16 protein-coding genes are annotated in these 13,480 nt (G+C 73.1%); 11 read left to right on the top strand and 5 right to left on the bottom strand.

Annotated elements, in window-relative coordinates:
• Positions 1-68 precede the first annotated feature (68 nt).
• From AB0H64_RS32135 to hisF, 4 genes are read left to right on the top strand one after another with little or no spacing between them, the layout of a single operon-like run.
• Complete coding sequence (locus tag AB0H64_RS32135) at positions 69-398, top strand: hypothetical protein (protein ID WP_357632147.1); 330 nt, start codon at positions 69-71, stop codon at positions 396-398.
• Positions 398-1,120 (top strand): bifunctional 1-(5-phosphoribosyl)-5-((5-phosphoribosylamino)methylideneamino)imidazole-4-carboxamide isomerase/phosphoribosylanthranilate isomerase PriA, encoded by a 723-nt coding sequence (gene priA / locus AB0H64_RS32130; protein WP_357632145.1) that lies wholly within the window; start codon positions 398-400, stop codon positions 1,118-1,120. Before AB0H64_RS32135 ends, priA begins: the two co-directional genes overlap by 1 nt.
• 27 nt (positions 1,121-1,147) lie before the next feature.
• Complete coding sequence (locus tag AB0H64_RS32125; protein WP_357632213.1) at positions 1,148-1,543, top strand: Rid family hydrolase; 396 nt, start codon at positions 1,148-1,150, stop codon at positions 1,541-1,543.
• Positions 1,540-2,301 (top strand): imidazole glycerol phosphate synthase subunit HisF, encoded by a 762-nt coding sequence (gene hisF, locus AB0H64_RS32120; RefSeq protein ID WP_357632143.1) that lies wholly within the window; start codon positions 1,540-1,542, stop codon positions 2,299-2,301. The genes AB0H64_RS32125 and hisF overlap by 4 nt, the downstream gene beginning before the upstream one ends.
• A gap of 169 nt (positions 2,302-2,470) precedes the next feature.
• On the opposite strand, the gene AB0H64_RS32115 is transcribed toward hisF, so the two are convergent.
• The 4 genes from AB0H64_RS32115 to AB0H64_RS32100 all read right to left on the bottom strand — a co-directional run bounded on the left by AB0H64_RS32115 (position 2,471) and on the right by AB0H64_RS32100 (position 5,564).
• Positions 2,471-3,832 (bottom strand): glutamine synthetase family protein, encoded by a 1,362-nt coding sequence (locus AB0H64_RS32115; RefSeq protein ID WP_357632141.1) that lies wholly within the window; start codon positions 3,830-3,832, stop codon positions 2,471-2,473.
• Between the two features lie 61 nt (positions 3,833-3,893).
• The gene (locus AB0H64_RS32110; RefSeq protein ID WP_175588658.1) at positions 3,894-4,055 is read right to left on the bottom strand and encodes a hypothetical protein; all 162 of its coding nucleotides are present in this window, start codon (positions 4,053-4,055) and stop codon (positions 3,894-3,896) included.
• A 103-nt stretch (positions 4,056-4,158) separates the two neighbouring features.
• The gene (locus AB0H64_RS32105; RefSeq protein ID WP_357632139.1) at positions 4,159-4,626 is read right to left on the bottom strand and encodes an ABA4-like family protein; all 468 of its coding nucleotides are present in this window, start codon (positions 4,624-4,626) and stop codon (positions 4,159-4,161) included.
• The gene (locus AB0H64_RS32100) at positions 4,623-5,564 is read right to left on the bottom strand and encodes a hypothetical protein (protein WP_357632138.1); all 942 of its coding nucleotides are present in this window, start codon (positions 5,562-5,564) and stop codon (positions 4,623-4,625) included. Before AB0H64_RS32100 ends, AB0H64_RS32105 begins: the two co-directional genes overlap by 4 nt.
• Positions 5,565-5,657: 93 nt before the next feature.
• Between AB0H64_RS32100 and AB0H64_RS32095 the strand changes: the two genes are divergently transcribed.
• Positions 5,658-6,281, top strand: coding sequence for a MerR family transcriptional regulator (locus AB0H64_RS32095; RefSeq protein ID WP_357632211.1), 624 nt, complete (start codon positions 5,658-5,660; stop codon positions 6,279-6,281).
• Between the two features lie 10 nt (positions 6,282-6,291).
• On the opposite strand, the gene AB0H64_RS32090 is transcribed toward AB0H64_RS32095, so the two are convergent.
• Complete coding sequence (locus AB0H64_RS32090) at positions 6,292-6,921, bottom strand: TIGR03085 family metal-binding protein (RefSeq protein WP_357632136.1); 630 nt, start codon at positions 6,919-6,921, stop codon at positions 6,292-6,294.
• 117 nt (positions 6,922-7,038) lie between these two features.
• Between AB0H64_RS32090 and AB0H64_RS32085 the strand changes: the two genes are divergently transcribed.
• From AB0H64_RS32085 to AB0H64_RS32060, 6 genes are all read left to right on the top strand, one after another.
• Positions 7,039-8,895 (top strand): ABC transporter ATP-binding protein, encoded by a 1,857-nt coding sequence (locus tag AB0H64_RS32085; protein ID WP_357632209.1) that lies wholly within the window; start codon positions 7,039-7,041, stop codon positions 8,893-8,895.
• Positions 8,892-10,679 (top strand): ABC transporter ATP-binding protein, encoded by a 1,788-nt coding sequence (locus AB0H64_RS32080; RefSeq protein ID WP_357632134.1) that lies wholly within the window; start codon positions 8,892-8,894, stop codon positions 10,677-10,679. Before AB0H64_RS32085 ends, AB0H64_RS32080 begins: the two co-directional genes overlap by 4 nt.
• Before the next feature lie 75 nt (positions 10,680-10,754).
• The gene (gene hisI, locus AB0H64_RS32075; protein WP_310709286.1) at positions 10,755-11,105 is read left to right on the top strand and encodes a phosphoribosyl-AMP cyclohydrolase; all 351 of its coding nucleotides are present in this window, start codon (positions 10,755-10,757) and stop codon (positions 11,103-11,105) included.
• Entirely contained in the window at positions 11,102-11,884 is a 783-nt protein-coding gene (locus AB0H64_RS32070) for a Trp biosynthesis-associated membrane protein (protein ID WP_357632131.1), read from the top strand. Before hisI ends, AB0H64_RS32070 begins: the two co-directional genes overlap by 4 nt.
• Positions 11,885-12,065: 181 nt before the next feature.
• Complete coding sequence (locus AB0H64_RS32065) at positions 12,066-12,791, top strand: DUF4190 domain-containing protein (protein ID WP_357632130.1); 726 nt, start codon at positions 12,066-12,068, stop codon at positions 12,789-12,791.
• 159 nt (positions 12,792-12,950) lie between these two features.
• Positions 12,951-13,475 (top strand): CD225/dispanin family protein, encoded by a 525-nt coding sequence (locus AB0H64_RS32060; RefSeq protein ID WP_357632128.1) that lies wholly within the window; start codon positions 12,951-12,953, stop codon positions 13,473-13,475.
• Positions 13,476-13,480 lie beyond the last annotated feature (5 nt).

Below are 13,480 nucleotides of genomic sequence, written 5' to 3'. Positions count from 1 at the left end.
TGCCGTCATTCATGACCGCTGTGGCATTCGTGACCGTTGTGGCATTCGTGAGTGTTGTGGCGTGAGTCGTGAGTAAGGAGCGGGCGCGGCGCCGCGCCGAGCGCGAGGCCCAGCGGGAGCGCGCCGCGCGGCGCAACGAGGAGCGCCAGTCCCGAGCCTCCCGCCGCCGCGCCCTCGTGGCCCGCCTCACACCCCGCCCGGTGCGGATCGCCCGTCAGGGCGGCCTGCTCGCCCGCCGCCGCCGCGTCCAGAACACTGTCGTGGCGATCGCGTTCGCGCTCGTCCAAGTGGTGGTATGGGTCGTGTGGGGGTCACCGGCCGTCAGCTTCGGCGCCCTCGTCCTGTCCCTGTTGCTCGTCCCTGTTGTCATGACCCTTGCCTTCGACCGGAGGATCTGATGTCGCTCGTACTCCTTCCCGCCGTGGACGTCGCGGACGGCCAGGCCGTACGCCTGGTCCAGGGTGAGGCCGGGACCGAGACCGGCTACGGCGAGCCGCTGGCCGCCGCGCTGGCCTGGCAGGAGGCCGGGGCGGAGTGGATCCACCTGGTCGACCTCGACGCCGCGTTCGGCCGCGGCTCCAACCGGGAGCTGATCACCGACCTGATCGGCCGGCTGGACGTGAACGTGGAGCTGTCCGGCGGCATCCGCGACGACGAGTCGCTGGCCGCCGCCCTGGCCACCGGGTGCCGCCGCGTGAACATCGGCACGGCCGCCCTGGAGAACCCCGAATGGTGCCGCAAGATCATCGGTGAGCACGGCGACCGGATCGCGGTCGGCCTGGACGTGCGCGGCACCACGCTCGCGGCGCGCGGCTGGACCGAGGAGGGCGGCGACCTGTGGGAGGTGCTGGACCGGCTGGAGGCCGACGGCTGCCCCCGCTACGTCGTCACCGACGTCACCAAGGACGGCACGCTGCGCGGACCCAACCTCGACCTGCTGCGCCAGGTGTGCGCCCGCACCGACAGGCCGGTCGTCGCCAGCGGAGGCGTCTCCTCCCTGGAGGACCTGGTCGCGCTGTCGGGCCTCGTGCCTGACGGCGTGGAAGGTGCCATCGTAGGCAGGGCGCTGTACGCCCAGGCGTTCACACTGGAGAACGCCTTGGCCGCGGTTCGCGGTTAGAGGGTAGGAGGGGCCGTGGTGAGCAGCATGAGCATGGAGAGCACCGGTTCGCGGGTGTTTTCGGGCGGCGTGTGGGAGGAGCGTTACGGCTATTCCCGGGCGGTGGTCGTCGGGGACCGGGTCATCGTGTCGGGCTGCACCGCCACGATCGACGGCGAGGTCCGGTACGTGGGCGACGCCTACCGGCAGAGCCTGACGGCCATCGGCATCGCGGTGGACGCGGTGGAGCTGGCCGGGCTGACCAGGGATGACGTGGTGATGGTGCGCTACTACGTGGTGGACCAGCGTCACTTCGACCTGGTCGGCCAGGCGATCGGGGAGGTGTTCGGCGAGGTCCGCCCCGCCTGCACGGGTGTGCGGGTCGCCGGGCTGGTGGACCCGCGGATGCTCGTCGAGGTCGAGATCGAGGCGGTGCGCGCATGACCGTGGCCGTCAGGGTGATCCCCTGCCTGGACGTCGACGCGGGCCGGGTGGTCAAGGGCGTCAACTTCGCCAACCTGCGTGACGCGGGCGACCCCGTCGAGCTGGCCAGGCGCTACGACGCCGAGGGCGCCGACGAGCTGACCTTCCTCGACATCACCGCCTCCTCCGGCGAGCGGGACACGATGCTGGACGTCGTCCGCAGGACGGCCGAGCAGGTGTTCATCCCGCTGACCGTGGGCGGCGGCATCCGCGCGGTCGAGGACGTCGACCGGCTGCTGCGGGCCGGGGCCGACAAGGTGTCGCTCAACACCGCGGCCATCGCCCGGCCGGAGCTGCTGACCGAGGCGTCGCGGCGCTTCGGCGCGCAGTGCGTGGTGCTGTCGGTCGACGCGCGCCGCGCGCCGGGCACGCCGAGCGGGTTCGAGGTGACCACGCACGGCGGGCGGCGCGGCACGGGCATCGACGCGGTGGAGTGGGCCGCGCGCGGCGAGGAGCTGGGCGTGGGCGAGATCCTGCTCAACTCGATGGACGGTGACGGCACCCGCGAGGGCTACGACCTGGAGATGCTGCGGGCGGTGCGGGCCGTGGTGCGCGTGCCGGTGATCGCCAGTGGCGGCGCGGGCCGGCTGGAGGACTTCCCGCCGGCGGTGGAGGCGGGCGCGGACGCGGTGCTGGCGGCGTCGGTCTTCCACTTCGGCACTCTCAAGATCGCGGATGTGAAGGAGACGCTCCGCGCGGCGGGCCACCCGGTGCGCTAGCCGCGGACCGTCCGGCCGGGCGTTCCGGGCAGAGTCCCCGGGGCTCCGGCCGGGCGTCGGCGTGCGGCGGGAGGCCACGACGCGTCAGAAAGGACGCCTCGGAAGGGACGCCTCGGAAGGGACGGAGGCGTCGCGACCCTTCAGAGGCGCGACGGCGGGCCGGGGCGCCTCAGAAGACCTTCATGTGCTGGAACAGCTCGTAGGCCTCGTCCATGGCCGCGAACGCGCGCGCCTCGGAGCGTTTGACCGCCAGGTAGGCGCTGCGCCGCAGCGGGCCGAGCGCCTCCATGAGGACCTCGTCAGCCTCCAGCGCGTTCAGCGCCTCGTCCAGCGATGCGGGCAGCCGCGGGTAGCGTCCCGGCCGGGTGTCGGGGTCCACGTCGACCGACTCGCCCGGGTCGAGCTTGCGGCGCAGCCCGTCGAGGCCGGCGTGGATGACGGCCCCGAGCGACAGGTAGGGGTTGGCCGAGGAGTCGGACGGCTTGAGCTCCAGGTTGGGCTCGCCGGTCTCGCCCAGGGGCGAGCAGATCCGTACGGCCGCCTCCCGGTTGTCGGGGCCGTGGACGGCGTACGCGCCGGCCCAGGAGCGCGGGGCCAGGCGGCGGAAGCCGTTGACGGTGCCGCAGGTGAGGGCGGTCAGGGCGGGCAGGTGGGCGAGCAGCCCGCCGACGAAGGACTCCAGCTCCCCGCCGTCGCCGGCGAACACGTTGGTGGCCCCCCGCCACAGGGACAGGTGCAGGTGGGCGCCGTTGCCCGCCTGCTCGGCGAGGGGCTTGGGGGCCAGTGTGGCCCACATCGACATGCGCAGCGCCACGCCGCGCACGGTCTCGCGGTAGAGGACGTGGTTGTCGGCGGCGCGCAGCGCGGGGGCGTGCCTGATCGACAGCTCCTGCTGGCCCGGGGCGAGCTCGGGGTGGTAGTGCTCGACCCGGAGGCCCTGCGTCTCCAGGGCGCGGATGAGCTTGATCGTGTAGTCGTGGGCCGTGTCGAACCCGGTGCCGGCGTAGCAGAGGGTGTCGTCGATCGGCACGATCCGGTCGGGGCCGCCGGTGGGGTCGGGCAGGCGCCGCCCGAGTGTGAACTCCGGCTCGAACGCGGCCATCAGCGTGTAGCCCTCGGCGGCCAGGGCGTCGATCGCGTTCTTGAGGAACGTGCGCGGGCAGGCGTCCCATGGGGAGCCGTCCCGCCGCCGCAGATCGGAGAGCATCGCGGCGGCGCCCGGTGCGTACGGGAGCGGGACGTACGTCGCGGGGTCGGGGACGATGCGCACCTCGCCCACCGGACCCATGTGCTCGACGTCCTGCAACTGGTCGAGCATGTTCATCGCCATCATGGCCACCGTGTGCCCGATGCCCGTGGTGAGGCGCTCGGCCAGCCGCGACCGGGACGCCGCCTTGCCGCGGATCACCCCGCCGTGGTCGGCGTACAGGAAGCGGACGAGCTCGACACCTTCGAGCTCGGCCCGCTCCAGGACGCGCCGCACGTGGGGATCAGACTGGATGATCTTGGTGGCGGTCGGGCGATCTCTCATCCTGCCTGCGTAACACGTTCCGCCGGTACGGGGAAGCGTCCAACGCAGACAGGTGTCCCACTCACGCTAGAACATTGGTAAAGAAGACGGCCAACTGGTTGGCACCATGGACAATTCCGTCGAACACGCCGTTGACCGCGGACGCGGCCTGGGCCGGCCGGGTGAACAGGTAGAAGATCACGAACGCTACGAGCACGTAAGTGGCTACCTTCTTGACCTGCATGGGGGCCTCCTGCAGTCCATTCCCAGCCGTATATACCCGGATCTGGGCGATCACTGGCATCTTCTATGAAGATGTTCTTGATCCTAACCGGGGGGCTTCCTTCTCACGCCATCGTACGGATCACGGGCCCTGTCGAGGGGGTCTCAGACCTGTTGCCTCTGAACGGCAGCCGCAGCAGGAGGTAGGCCGGCAGCCCGATCGGCGACAGCAGGATGGTCAGGATCATGACCGGGGCCATGAGCAGCGGGTGCACGCCCCGCTCCCGGCTGTCCAGGTAGATCCAGCGGCCGAGGAACAGGTCCCAGGCGATGATCTGGGCCCACAGCGCGGCCAGGGCCTCGGGGGTGGCGACGAGGGCCGTGAGGCCCGCCAGGGACGGCCTGGTCACGACCGGCCAGACGGCGCCGAGCACGGGTAGCACCAGGACCAGATTGACCGCCAGGGCGGGCAGCACGATGAGCGGGGAGGCGGCCACCTTCCGGGTGAGCGACCAGGCAGGGGCGAGGATCATCAGCGCCCAGAACGGCGCGGCGGCGTAGAAGCTGAGGTCGAACAGGGCCGCGGTGCTCATCGGGCGGCCTCCGCGGCGGCGGCGGCGGTTCTCGGCGTGGACCGGCTGGGGGCACGGGTCGAGGCCACCGCCCCGGTGAGTCCCAGCACGACCAGGACGCCCGCCGCGGCCAGGGTCGGCCCGTCGGGCCGCACCAGCGACTGGCCGCGCAGGGCTTGCCACAGGACGAGCGCGAACACGCCGGCGTACAGGCCGCCCGCCGTGAGCGTCAGGCCCTGCCGTACGCGCTCGGGGGCGAGGACGGGGAAGCGGCGGGACAGGGCCGCGAGGGCGAGGGGGAGCAGCGGGAGGAGCTGGAGGGCGTGCATGCCGACGAAGTGCGGCACGCGCAGGTCGCCGGCGACGGTGCTCCAGCCGAGGAGGGGCAGGCCGGGCCCGCCGTCGGGCGCGCTGACGGTGTGGGCGCCGATGACGCCGCCGGCGAGGCTCTGGCCGGGACGGGGGCCGAGCATGAGGCCGCCGCTCGCGAGGCCCAGCGTGGAGATCACCAGTCCGAGGCGCACGGCCCAGGTGGAGGGCCCGTCGGCCTGGCGGTCGAGGAGCACGGCGACGGCGGCGACGATGTTGGCCACCATGAGGCCGATGATCATGACGCCCATGACGCCGAACAGCGCGGAATCGAAGGGGGTGGCGGCGTTGAAGTGGCTGCGGTGCGCGCGGGCCGCCTGGAAGGTGATGGCCGCGACCTCGGCGACGCCGGCCACCGCGAGGACGGTGCCGGCCAGGCGCCCCCAGCGGCGGTCGCGGCGCTGGAGGGAGAGCAGCCAGGCCCAGGTGAAGGAGTAGACGGCGACGGACATGGCGAACTTCAGCGGCTTGGCCCAGACGGGCATGCCGTCGAGCGTGCGGTCGTCCAGGACGAGCGCGACCGCGGTCGCCACGGCCAGGACGGACATGAGCCCTGCCGAGACCATCAGCGGGCGATGCCGGCGTAACACGGCGCCTCCTTGATATAGATAGCGGATAGTGTCACTAACCACTATCTATAGCTAAACTCTCCACTGTCCACAAGAGGGGAGTCGCACGTGCGCATGGCGGAGCTGAGCGCGGACACCGGAGTGCCCGTCCCGACGATCAAGTACTACCTGCGGGAGGGGCTGCTGCCTCCTGGACGGCCGGTGGGCCGCAACCAGGCCGAGTACGGCACCGCGCACGTCCGGCGGCTCAAGCTCGTCCGCACGCTGGCCGAGTACGGCGGCCTGAGCATCGCCGCGATCCGCGAGCTGGTCCGGCACCTGGACGACCCGGACACCAGCGGCAACGACCTGCTGGGGCTGGGCCAGCTCACGGTCACCGCCCGGCAGGAGCCCCAGCCGGGGCCGCACCTGGAGGAGGCCCGCCGGGTCCTCGACGACATCTGCGCCCGCCACGGGTGGAAGGACATGCGCGAGCACCCCGCGTACGCCACGGTGGTGGGAGTGATCGCCAGCCTGGAGGATCTCGGCCACGAGGACATGCTCGGCGTGCTGCCCGAGTACGCCGCCGCCGCCGAGCGGATCGCCGAGGCCGACATGACCGTCGTCGGCGACCTGGGCGACCGGGAGCGGGCGCTGGAGGTGGTGGTGCTAGGCACGCTCGTGGGCGACACCCTGCTCACCGGGCTGCGCCGGCTCGCCCAGGCGCACGTCGCGCTGCGCGTCTACGGGGAGGATTGAGACAGCGGCCTCAGATGCCGAGGCGGGCGCTCCTGAGTCGGGAGATCGCCTCGGGGTCGCCCGTCATCTCCACCCGCGTGTGCTCCTGCCGGCCGAAGCAGAACAGCAGCAGCTCCGCCGCCGGCCCGGTGACCTCCACCTTGGGGCCGATCCTCGGGCCGCCGAGCGCCACGCCGCCGCCCCTGCGGTGCAGCACCACGCCCACCGGCGAGCGGCGCAGCATCAGCTTCCCGCCGGCCGAGACCCGCTTCCACATGAGACGTTCGAGGTCCTCGGGCATCTGGCGCGGCTCCCAGGCGGGCTGGGCGCGGCGCACGTCCTCGTGGTGGACGAACATCTCCAGCGTGTTGACCGCGTCGTCCAGGAACGGCACGAGCCCGTAGACGCCGCCCGGCCTGCGCACCAGGCCGACCAGCTCCGGGTACGGGTGGCGGGCCTTCAGGGCCGACTGGACGGCTGCGGTGTGGCCCGCCAGCGGCTTGAGCGCGATGCCCGCCGCCGCGTCGAGCCGGCGCTCCCGCAGCACCAGATGGGCGGCCAGGTCATAGGTCGTCCAGCCGCCGCACAGGGTCGGGGCGTCCGGGCCGAGCCGGTCCAGCAGGTCGCACAGGGCCGCGCGTTCGCCGCGAGCGTGAGTCACGCTCTCAACCTTACCCGCGGGAATAACGGGATGATCGGGCGTGATTGGGTCTTAAGGACAAAGCAGCCGCGACGGAAGGAAACCCAGCGAGTGGCGAGCAAGGTGACCTCGGCCGTCATGCGTCAGGGACTGCGGGTCCTCGGCGTGGCCATCAGCGCGGAGAGAACGGTCTTCACCGCCGCCGTCCTGTCCAGCGCGGTGTACGGGGGCATGACGGTCGGCTCCGCCTGGGCCTTCGGCTGGGCCACCGAGAACGTCGTGCTGCCCGCCTTCTCCACCGGCTCCGTCACCGCGGGCGTCCTGTGGACGGGCGTGCTGCTCATCATGGGCGCGGCGCTGCTCAAGGCGATCGGCGTCGCGGGCCGGCGCATCCTGGCCGGGCTCATGCAGTACCGCATGCAGGCCCGCTCCCGCCGCGAGGTGACCAAGCAGTACCTGCGGCTGCCGCTCGCCTGGCACCACCGCCATCCGACCGGCCAGCTGCTGTCCAACGCCAGCTCCGACGCCGAGGCCGCCTGGGCGCCGCTCGCGCCGCTGCCCATGGCCGTGGGCGTCGTCGTCATGCTGGTCACCGCGGCCGTCGCGATGGTCCTCACCGACCCGGCGCTCGCCGCCGTGGGCTTCCTGATCTTCCCGGCCATCGCCGTGCTCAACCTCGTCTACCAGCGCCGGCTCAGCCCGCTCGCGACCCGCGCCCAGCAGTTGCGCGCCGAGGTCAGCGAGATCGCGCACGAGAGCTTCGACGGCGCCCTCGTCGTCAAGACCCTCGGCAGGGAGGCGCTGGAGACCGAGCGCTTCCGCCGCCGCGCCGAGGAGCTGCGCGACGCCAACATCGCCGTCGGCCGGGTCCGTGGCCTGTTCGACCCGATGCTGGAGGCGCTGCCCACGCTGGGCGTGCTCGCGGTGCTGGCCGTCGGCGCCGCGCGGCTGGCGTCCGGCTCCATCGGCGCGGGCGACCTCGTGCAGGTCGCCTACCTGTTCACGCTGCTCGCCTTCCCCATCAGGGCGCTCGGCTGGGTGCTCGCCGAGCTGCCGCGCAGCGTGGTCGGCTGGGAGCGGGTGCGGGCCGTGCTGGAGGCGCGCGGCTCCATGGAGTACGGCGCCACCGCGCCGCCCGCGGCCTCCGGCCCCGCCCGGCTGGAGGCGTCCGGCCTGTCCTACTCCTACGGCGCCGGCGAGGTGCTGCGCGACGTCGCCTTCGAGGTGGCGCCGGGACGCACCGTCGCGCTGGTCGGCCCGACCGGCTCCGGCAAGTCGACGCTGGTGCAGCTCCTCGTCCGGCTCGTCGATCCGGCGCGCGGGCGGGTGCTGCTCGACGGCGTGGACCTGCGCGAGCTGCCGTACGGCGCGGTCGCCGAGTCGGTGGCGCTGGTGCCGCAGCAGACGTTCCTGTTCGACGACACCGTGCGCGGCAACATCACGCTCGGCCTGCCCATCCCTGACGAGGACGTGTGGGCCGCGCTGCGCCTGGCGCAGGCCGACGGGTTCGTGGCGCGGCTGGAGGCCGGTCTGGACACCCGCGTGGGGGAGCGGGGCGCCACCCTGTCGGGCGGGCAGCGGCAGCGGCTCGCGCTGGCCCGCGCGGTCGCCCGGCGGCCGCGCCTGCTCATCCTCGACGACGCCACCTCCAGCGTGGACCCGCAGGTCGAGGCCCGCATCCTGTACGGCCTGCGCGACGCCGCCTCCTCCTCCAGCGTCGTGGTCGTCGCCTATCGGATGGCCACGATCGCGCTGGCCGACGAGGTCGTCTACCTCGACCGGGGCCGCGTCGTGGACCACGGGACGCACGAGGAGCTGATCGGGCGCTGCGAGGGCTACCGCAACCTGGTCACCGCCTACGAGCGCGAGGACGCCGAGCGCGCCGCCCTCTCGGCCGAGGAGGAGGAAGCCGCCGCCGCCCGGAGCGCGGCCGTGCGGGAGGAAGCCGAGCAGGCCGCCGTCGCGGCCGCCGAGGAAGAGGGGATCATCGCGTGAGCGACGCCCGGGGCATCGGCGCCGGCGCCGAGCGGTCGGCGCTGGCCACCATCCGTCATGGGCTGTCCCTCACGCCCGAGTTCCGCAAGGGGCTCGCCGGGACGCTCGCCCTGGCGGTCGTGGCCACGGCCGGCAAGGTCATCGTGCCGGTCGCGGTGCAGCAGACGATCGACACCGGCCTGAAGAACTCCTCGCCCGACGTCTCGTACGTGACGCGCGCCGTGCTGCTGTGCGCGGCGGCCGTCGTGCTGACCGCGCTGGCCGGCTACGTCATGAACGTCCGCCTCTACAAGGCGACCGAGTCGTCCCTGGCCACCCTGCGCGTGCGCGGCTTCCGCCACGTCCACGACCTGTCGGTGCTCACCCAGAACACCGAGCGGCGCGGCGCGCTGGTCTCCCGCGTCACCAACGACGTGGACCAGATCAGCACGTTCATGCAGTGGGGCGGGCTGATGATCATCGTGTCGCTCGGCCAGGTCCTCGTGGCCAGCGTCCTCATGCTGGTCTACTCCTGGCAGCTCACGCTCGTCGTGTGGGCGTGCTTCCTGCCGCTGATGGTCGCCCTGCCGCGCTTCCAGCGGTGGCTGTCGGGCGCGTACACGACGGTCCGCGAGCGCACCGGCGACATGCTCGCCGCCGTCAGCGAGTCCGTCGTCGGCGCCGCCGTCATCCGCGCGTACGCGGCGGAGGGGCGCACCGCCGAGCGGGTCGACACGGCGGTGGACGCCAACAAGGCGGCCCAGACCAGGGCGCAGACCATCGTCGGCTTCGTCTTCCCGCTGACCGAGATCGTGGCCGCGCTTGCCATCTCCGGGATCGTGCTGCTCGGCGTCCGGCTCGGGCTGTCCGGCGACATCACGGCCGGGCGGCTGGTGGCGTTCCTGTTCCTCGTGACGCTGTTCGTCTCCCCGATGCAGACCGCCACCGAGGTGCTCAACGAGGCCCAGAACGCGGTCGCCGGCTGGCGGCGCGTCCTCGGGGTGCTGGACACGCCGCCCGACGTCGCCGACCCCGGCCCCGGCGGCGTGGAGCTGCCGCGCGGCCCCATCTCCGTCGCCTTCGAGAGCGTCGGCTTCGCCTACCCCGGCGGGCCGCCCGTGCTGCGCGACGTGACGGCGCAGATCCCGCCGCGCTCCCGCGTCGCCGTCGTGGGGGAGACCGGGTCGGGCAAGACGACGTTCGCCAAGCTGCTCACCCGGCTCATGGACCCCGTCTCCGGGCGCGTCACCGTCGACGGCCACGACCTGCGGGAGGTGCGCTTCTCCTCGCTGCGCGAGCGCATCGTGATGGTGCCGCAGGACGGGTTCCTGTTCGACGGCACGCTGGAGGACAACGTCCGGTACGGCCGGCCGGGCGCCACCCGCGAGGAGATCGAGCTGGCCATGACCGAGCTGGGCCTGGCAGACTGGGTGGACGGCCTGCCGGCCGGGCTCGGCACGCCCGTGGGGCAGCGCGGCGAGTCTCTGTCGGCCGGTGAGCGGCAGCTCGTCGCCCTGGCCCGCGCCTACCTCGCCGACCCCGACCTGCTGCTGCTCGACGAGGCCACCTCCGCCGTCGACCCGGCCACCGAGGTGCGCCTGGCCCGGGCACTGGAAGGGGTCACCCGTGGCCGTACGGCCGTCTCCATCGCCCACCGGTTGTCCACGGCGGAGAACGCCGACGAGGTGCTGGTGTTCGACGGCGGCCGGCTGGTGCAGCGCGGGCCGCACGCCGAGCTCGTCCGGCAGGAGGACGGCGTCTACGCGGCCCTGCACGCCTCCTGGGTCTCCGCCGCCCGCTCCTGACCGCCGGGCCGCCGCCGGGAGGTCACGCCTCCCGCCGGTGCGGCGAGCGGTCATGACGGCTGGTTGAATGGCGGCATGTCCCTCGACCCGAAGGTCGCCGAGCGGCTCAAGCGCAACGGCGACGGGCTGGTGCCCGCGATCGTCCAGCAGTACGACACGGGCGAGGTCCTCATGCTCGCCTGGATGGACGACGAGGCGCTGCACCGCACCCTCACCACCGGCAGGGCCACCTACTGGTCGCGCAGCCGCGCGGAGTACTGGGTGAAGGGCGCCACCTCCGGTCACGCGCAGCACGTCAAGGCGGTGTCGCTCGACTGCGACGGCGACACGCTGCTGGTCCAGGTCGACCAGGTGGGCGCCGCCTGCCACACGGGCGACCGCACCTGCTTCGACGCTGACCCGCTGGAGGTGTCGGCCACGCCATGACCGGTCCGCACGACCCCGGCCACCGGGCCGACGACCGGGCCGCCTCGGAAGCCGCCCGCACCTCCGCGACCCCGGCGGCCGCCGGGGACCCCACGACCGCGAGCGCCGCACGGGCCTCCGAGCCTCCGGAGGCCACCCGCGCCTCCGATTCTCAGGACGCGGCAGAGGCCCCGCCGGCCTCCGCCGCCCCGAAGGCGGGGGGGCGGGGCCGTGAGCTGTGGCGGTGGGTGGCCCTGACGGCCGCCGGTTGCGCGCTGGTGCTGTTCGCGGCCACCCGCGCCTGGGTCACGGTGCGGGCCGGGCACACCACCGGCGTCCCGGGCGGAGCGGGAGCCGATCCCCTGGCGCCCTCCGGCGGCGACCTGGCCCCGGTCCTGACGCCCCTGGCGCTGGCCGGGCTCGCGGGCGTGGTGGCGGCGCTGGCCTCGAAGGGGCTCACGCGCCGCGTGGTGGGAGCGCTGCTGACGCTGTGCGGGCTGGGCGCCGGGCTCGCCACGTGGCTGGCGGTGGCGGGCGACGCCCCGCAGGCGTGGCTGCGCGAGCACGACGCGCTGCGCGGCCTCGGCTCTTTCACGTGGGACGTCGTGGCGGCCTGGCCGGCGCTGTCCGGGATCGGGTCGGCGCTGATGGTCGCGGGCGGGGTGCTCGCCGCCGTGCGCGGCCCCCGCTGGGCGGGCATGTCCGACCGCTACGAGCGGACCCCGGCGGCCGGGCGCCCCCGGGTGTCCGACGACCGCGCCCTGTGGGACGCCCTCGACCGGGGCGACGACCCCACCTGAGGCTCCAGCACCTGCCAGGCGACGCCGGTTTCGTCCCGGAACGACCTCTTTGAGGCGTCTGCCGTAGTCGCGGCTGTCGCGCCGAGGTTACAACTCGCCTTCGGTGTCCCCGCCCGGCGGACCGCCGTTCCCTTTGTCAATAGGCTGCCCCTGAAACGGGCCACGACGACGGAGGACGGACATGGGGTACGGGGACCAGAGCGGCAGCGGAGGATACGGTTCCCAGCCGCCTGGTGGAGGGTACGGTCAGCAGCCCCCGAGCACGGGCGGCCCCGGGCAGCAGCCGCCCAGCGGGGGCTACGGCCAGCCGCCGAGCGGCGGCCAGGGCTACGGCCAGCAGTCCGGCGGCGGCTACGGCGGGGGGTACGGCGGCCAGCCCGCGAGCGGTGGCTACGGCGGGCAGCCGTCCGGCGGCCACGGCCAGCAGGGCTATGGCCAGCAGGGCTACAGCCAGCCGGGTTACGGCCAGCAGGGCTCCGGGCCCCAGTACGGACAGCCGGGGTACGGCCAGCAGGGCTACGGGCAGCAGGGTTACAGCCAGCCGGGGTACGACCAGCAGGTGTACGGCCAGCAGGGCTACGGCCAGCAGCCGTACGGGCAGGCCCCCTACGGGGCGTACGGCGCGCCCCAGCCCCGCACCACCAACGGCCTGGCGGTCACCTCGCTCGTCCTCGGCATCGTGGGCCTGGTGTTCTGCGGTCTGACCAGCATCCCCGGCGCGATCGTCGGCCACATGGCGCTCAGCCGCATCAAGCGGACGGGTGAGGAGGGGCACGGCATGGCCATGGGCGGCCTGGTCACGTCGTACATCACGATCGTGCTCTGGGTGGTCCTGTGGCTGCTGTTCGGCAGCATGTGGCTGGCGCTCATGGGCTTGGCCACGGCCGGCGCGGCAGGTTCGTCCTGATTTTTCCCTCACCTCCGGTGAGGCCGGTGGACCGGTCACAGATACTTCCGGTCTGATCACAAATTGTCCGCAAAGTGGACGTATACCCACGTCCCAGATGGTTTGCCGCTAGGCTGCCGCGCGCAACTGGCCTGAGATGGACACATGAGGAGTCACAGCATGAGCTACGGGAACCAGGGCGACGGCGGCTACGGCGCCCAGCCTCCGGGCGGCGGTTACGGCCAGCAGCCTCCGAGTGGCGGCGGCGGTTACGGTCAGCAGCCTCCGAGTGGTGGCGGTGGTTACGGTCAGCAGCCTCCGAGCGGCGGCGGTTACGGTCAGCAGCCCCCGAGTGGCGGCGGTTACGGCGGTGGCTACGGCCAGCAGCCCCCCGGCGGCGGCTACGGCCAGCCCGGCGGCTACGGCGCCCCGCAGACCCCGCCGGACAACCACCTGGTCGCCGCCATCCTGACCACGCTGTTCTGCTGCCTCCCCCTCGGCATCGTGTCGATCGTGAAGTCGTCGCAGGTCAACTCCAAGTGGCAGGTCGGCGACTACCAGGGCGCGGTGCAGGCGTCGGAGGAGGCCAAGACCTGGTGGAAGCGCTCGCTGATCGCCGGCATCATCTGGTGGGTCCTCGTGATCATCGGATACGTCGTCCTCTTCGTGATCGTCGCGGCGAACGCCCCGAGCACCACGTACTGATGGGT

The sequence above is a fragment of the Nonomuraea sp. NPDC050733 genome (assembly GCF_040654215.1).
Classification (GTDB): domain Bacteria; phylum Actinomycetota; class Actinomycetes; order Streptosporangiales; family Streptosporangiaceae; genus Nonomuraea.
The sequence above is the reverse complement of the archived record's forward strand: the minus strand, read 5'-3'. Positions and strand labels throughout refer to the sequence as shown.

What these genes read in the sequence shown, in the direction of transcription:
- AB0H64_RS32105 (WP_357632139.1), bottom strand. Translation starts at nt 4,626, where the DNA reads ATGAGCACCGCGGCCCTGTTCGACCTCAGCTTCTACGCCGCCGCGCCG.
- AB0H64_RS32125 (WP_357632213.1), top strand. Translation starts at nt 1,148, where the DNA reads ATGAGCATGGAGAGCACCGGTTCGCGGGTGTTTTCGGGCGGCGTGTGG.
- hisF (WP_357632143.1), top strand. Translation starts at nt 1,540, where the DNA reads ATGACCGTGGCCGTCAGGGTGATCCCCTGCCTGGACGTCGACGCGGGC.
- AB0H64_RS32110 (WP_175588658.1), bottom strand. Translation starts at nt 4,055, where the DNA reads ATGCAGGTCAAGAAGGTAGCCACTTACGTGCTCGTAGCGTTCGTGATC.
- AB0H64_RS32095 (WP_357632211.1), top strand. Translation starts at nt 5,658, where the DNA reads ATGGCGGAGCTGAGCGCGGACACCGGAGTGCCCGTCCCGACGATCAAG.
- priA (WP_357632145.1), top strand. Translation starts at nt 398, where the DNA reads ATGTCGCTCGTACTCCTTCCCGCCGTGGACGTCGCGGACGGCCAGGCC.
- AB0H64_RS32115 (WP_357632141.1), bottom strand. Translation starts at nt 3,832, where the DNA reads ATGAGAGATCGCCCGACCGCCACCAAGATCATCCAGTCTGATCCCCAC.
- hisI (WP_310709286.1), top strand. Translation starts at nt 10,755, where the DNA reads ATGTCCCTCGACCCGAAGGTCGCCGAGCGGCTCAAGCGCAACGGCGAC.
- AB0H64_RS32070 (WP_357632131.1), top strand. Translation starts at nt 11,102, where the DNA reads ATGACCGGTCCGCACGACCCCGGCCACCGGGCCGACGACCGGGCCGCC.
- AB0H64_RS32065 (WP_357632130.1), top strand. Translation starts at nt 12,066, where the DNA reads ATGGGGTACGGGGACCAGAGCGGCAGCGGAGGATACGGTTCCCAGCCG.
- AB0H64_RS32060 (WP_357632128.1), top strand. Translation starts at nt 12,951, where the DNA reads ATGAGCTACGGGAACCAGGGCGACGGCGGCTACGGCGCCCAGCCTCCG.
- AB0H64_RS32085 (WP_357632209.1), top strand. Translation starts at nt 7,039, where the DNA reads ATGCGTCAGGGACTGCGGGTCCTCGGCGTGGCCATCAGCGCGGAGAGA.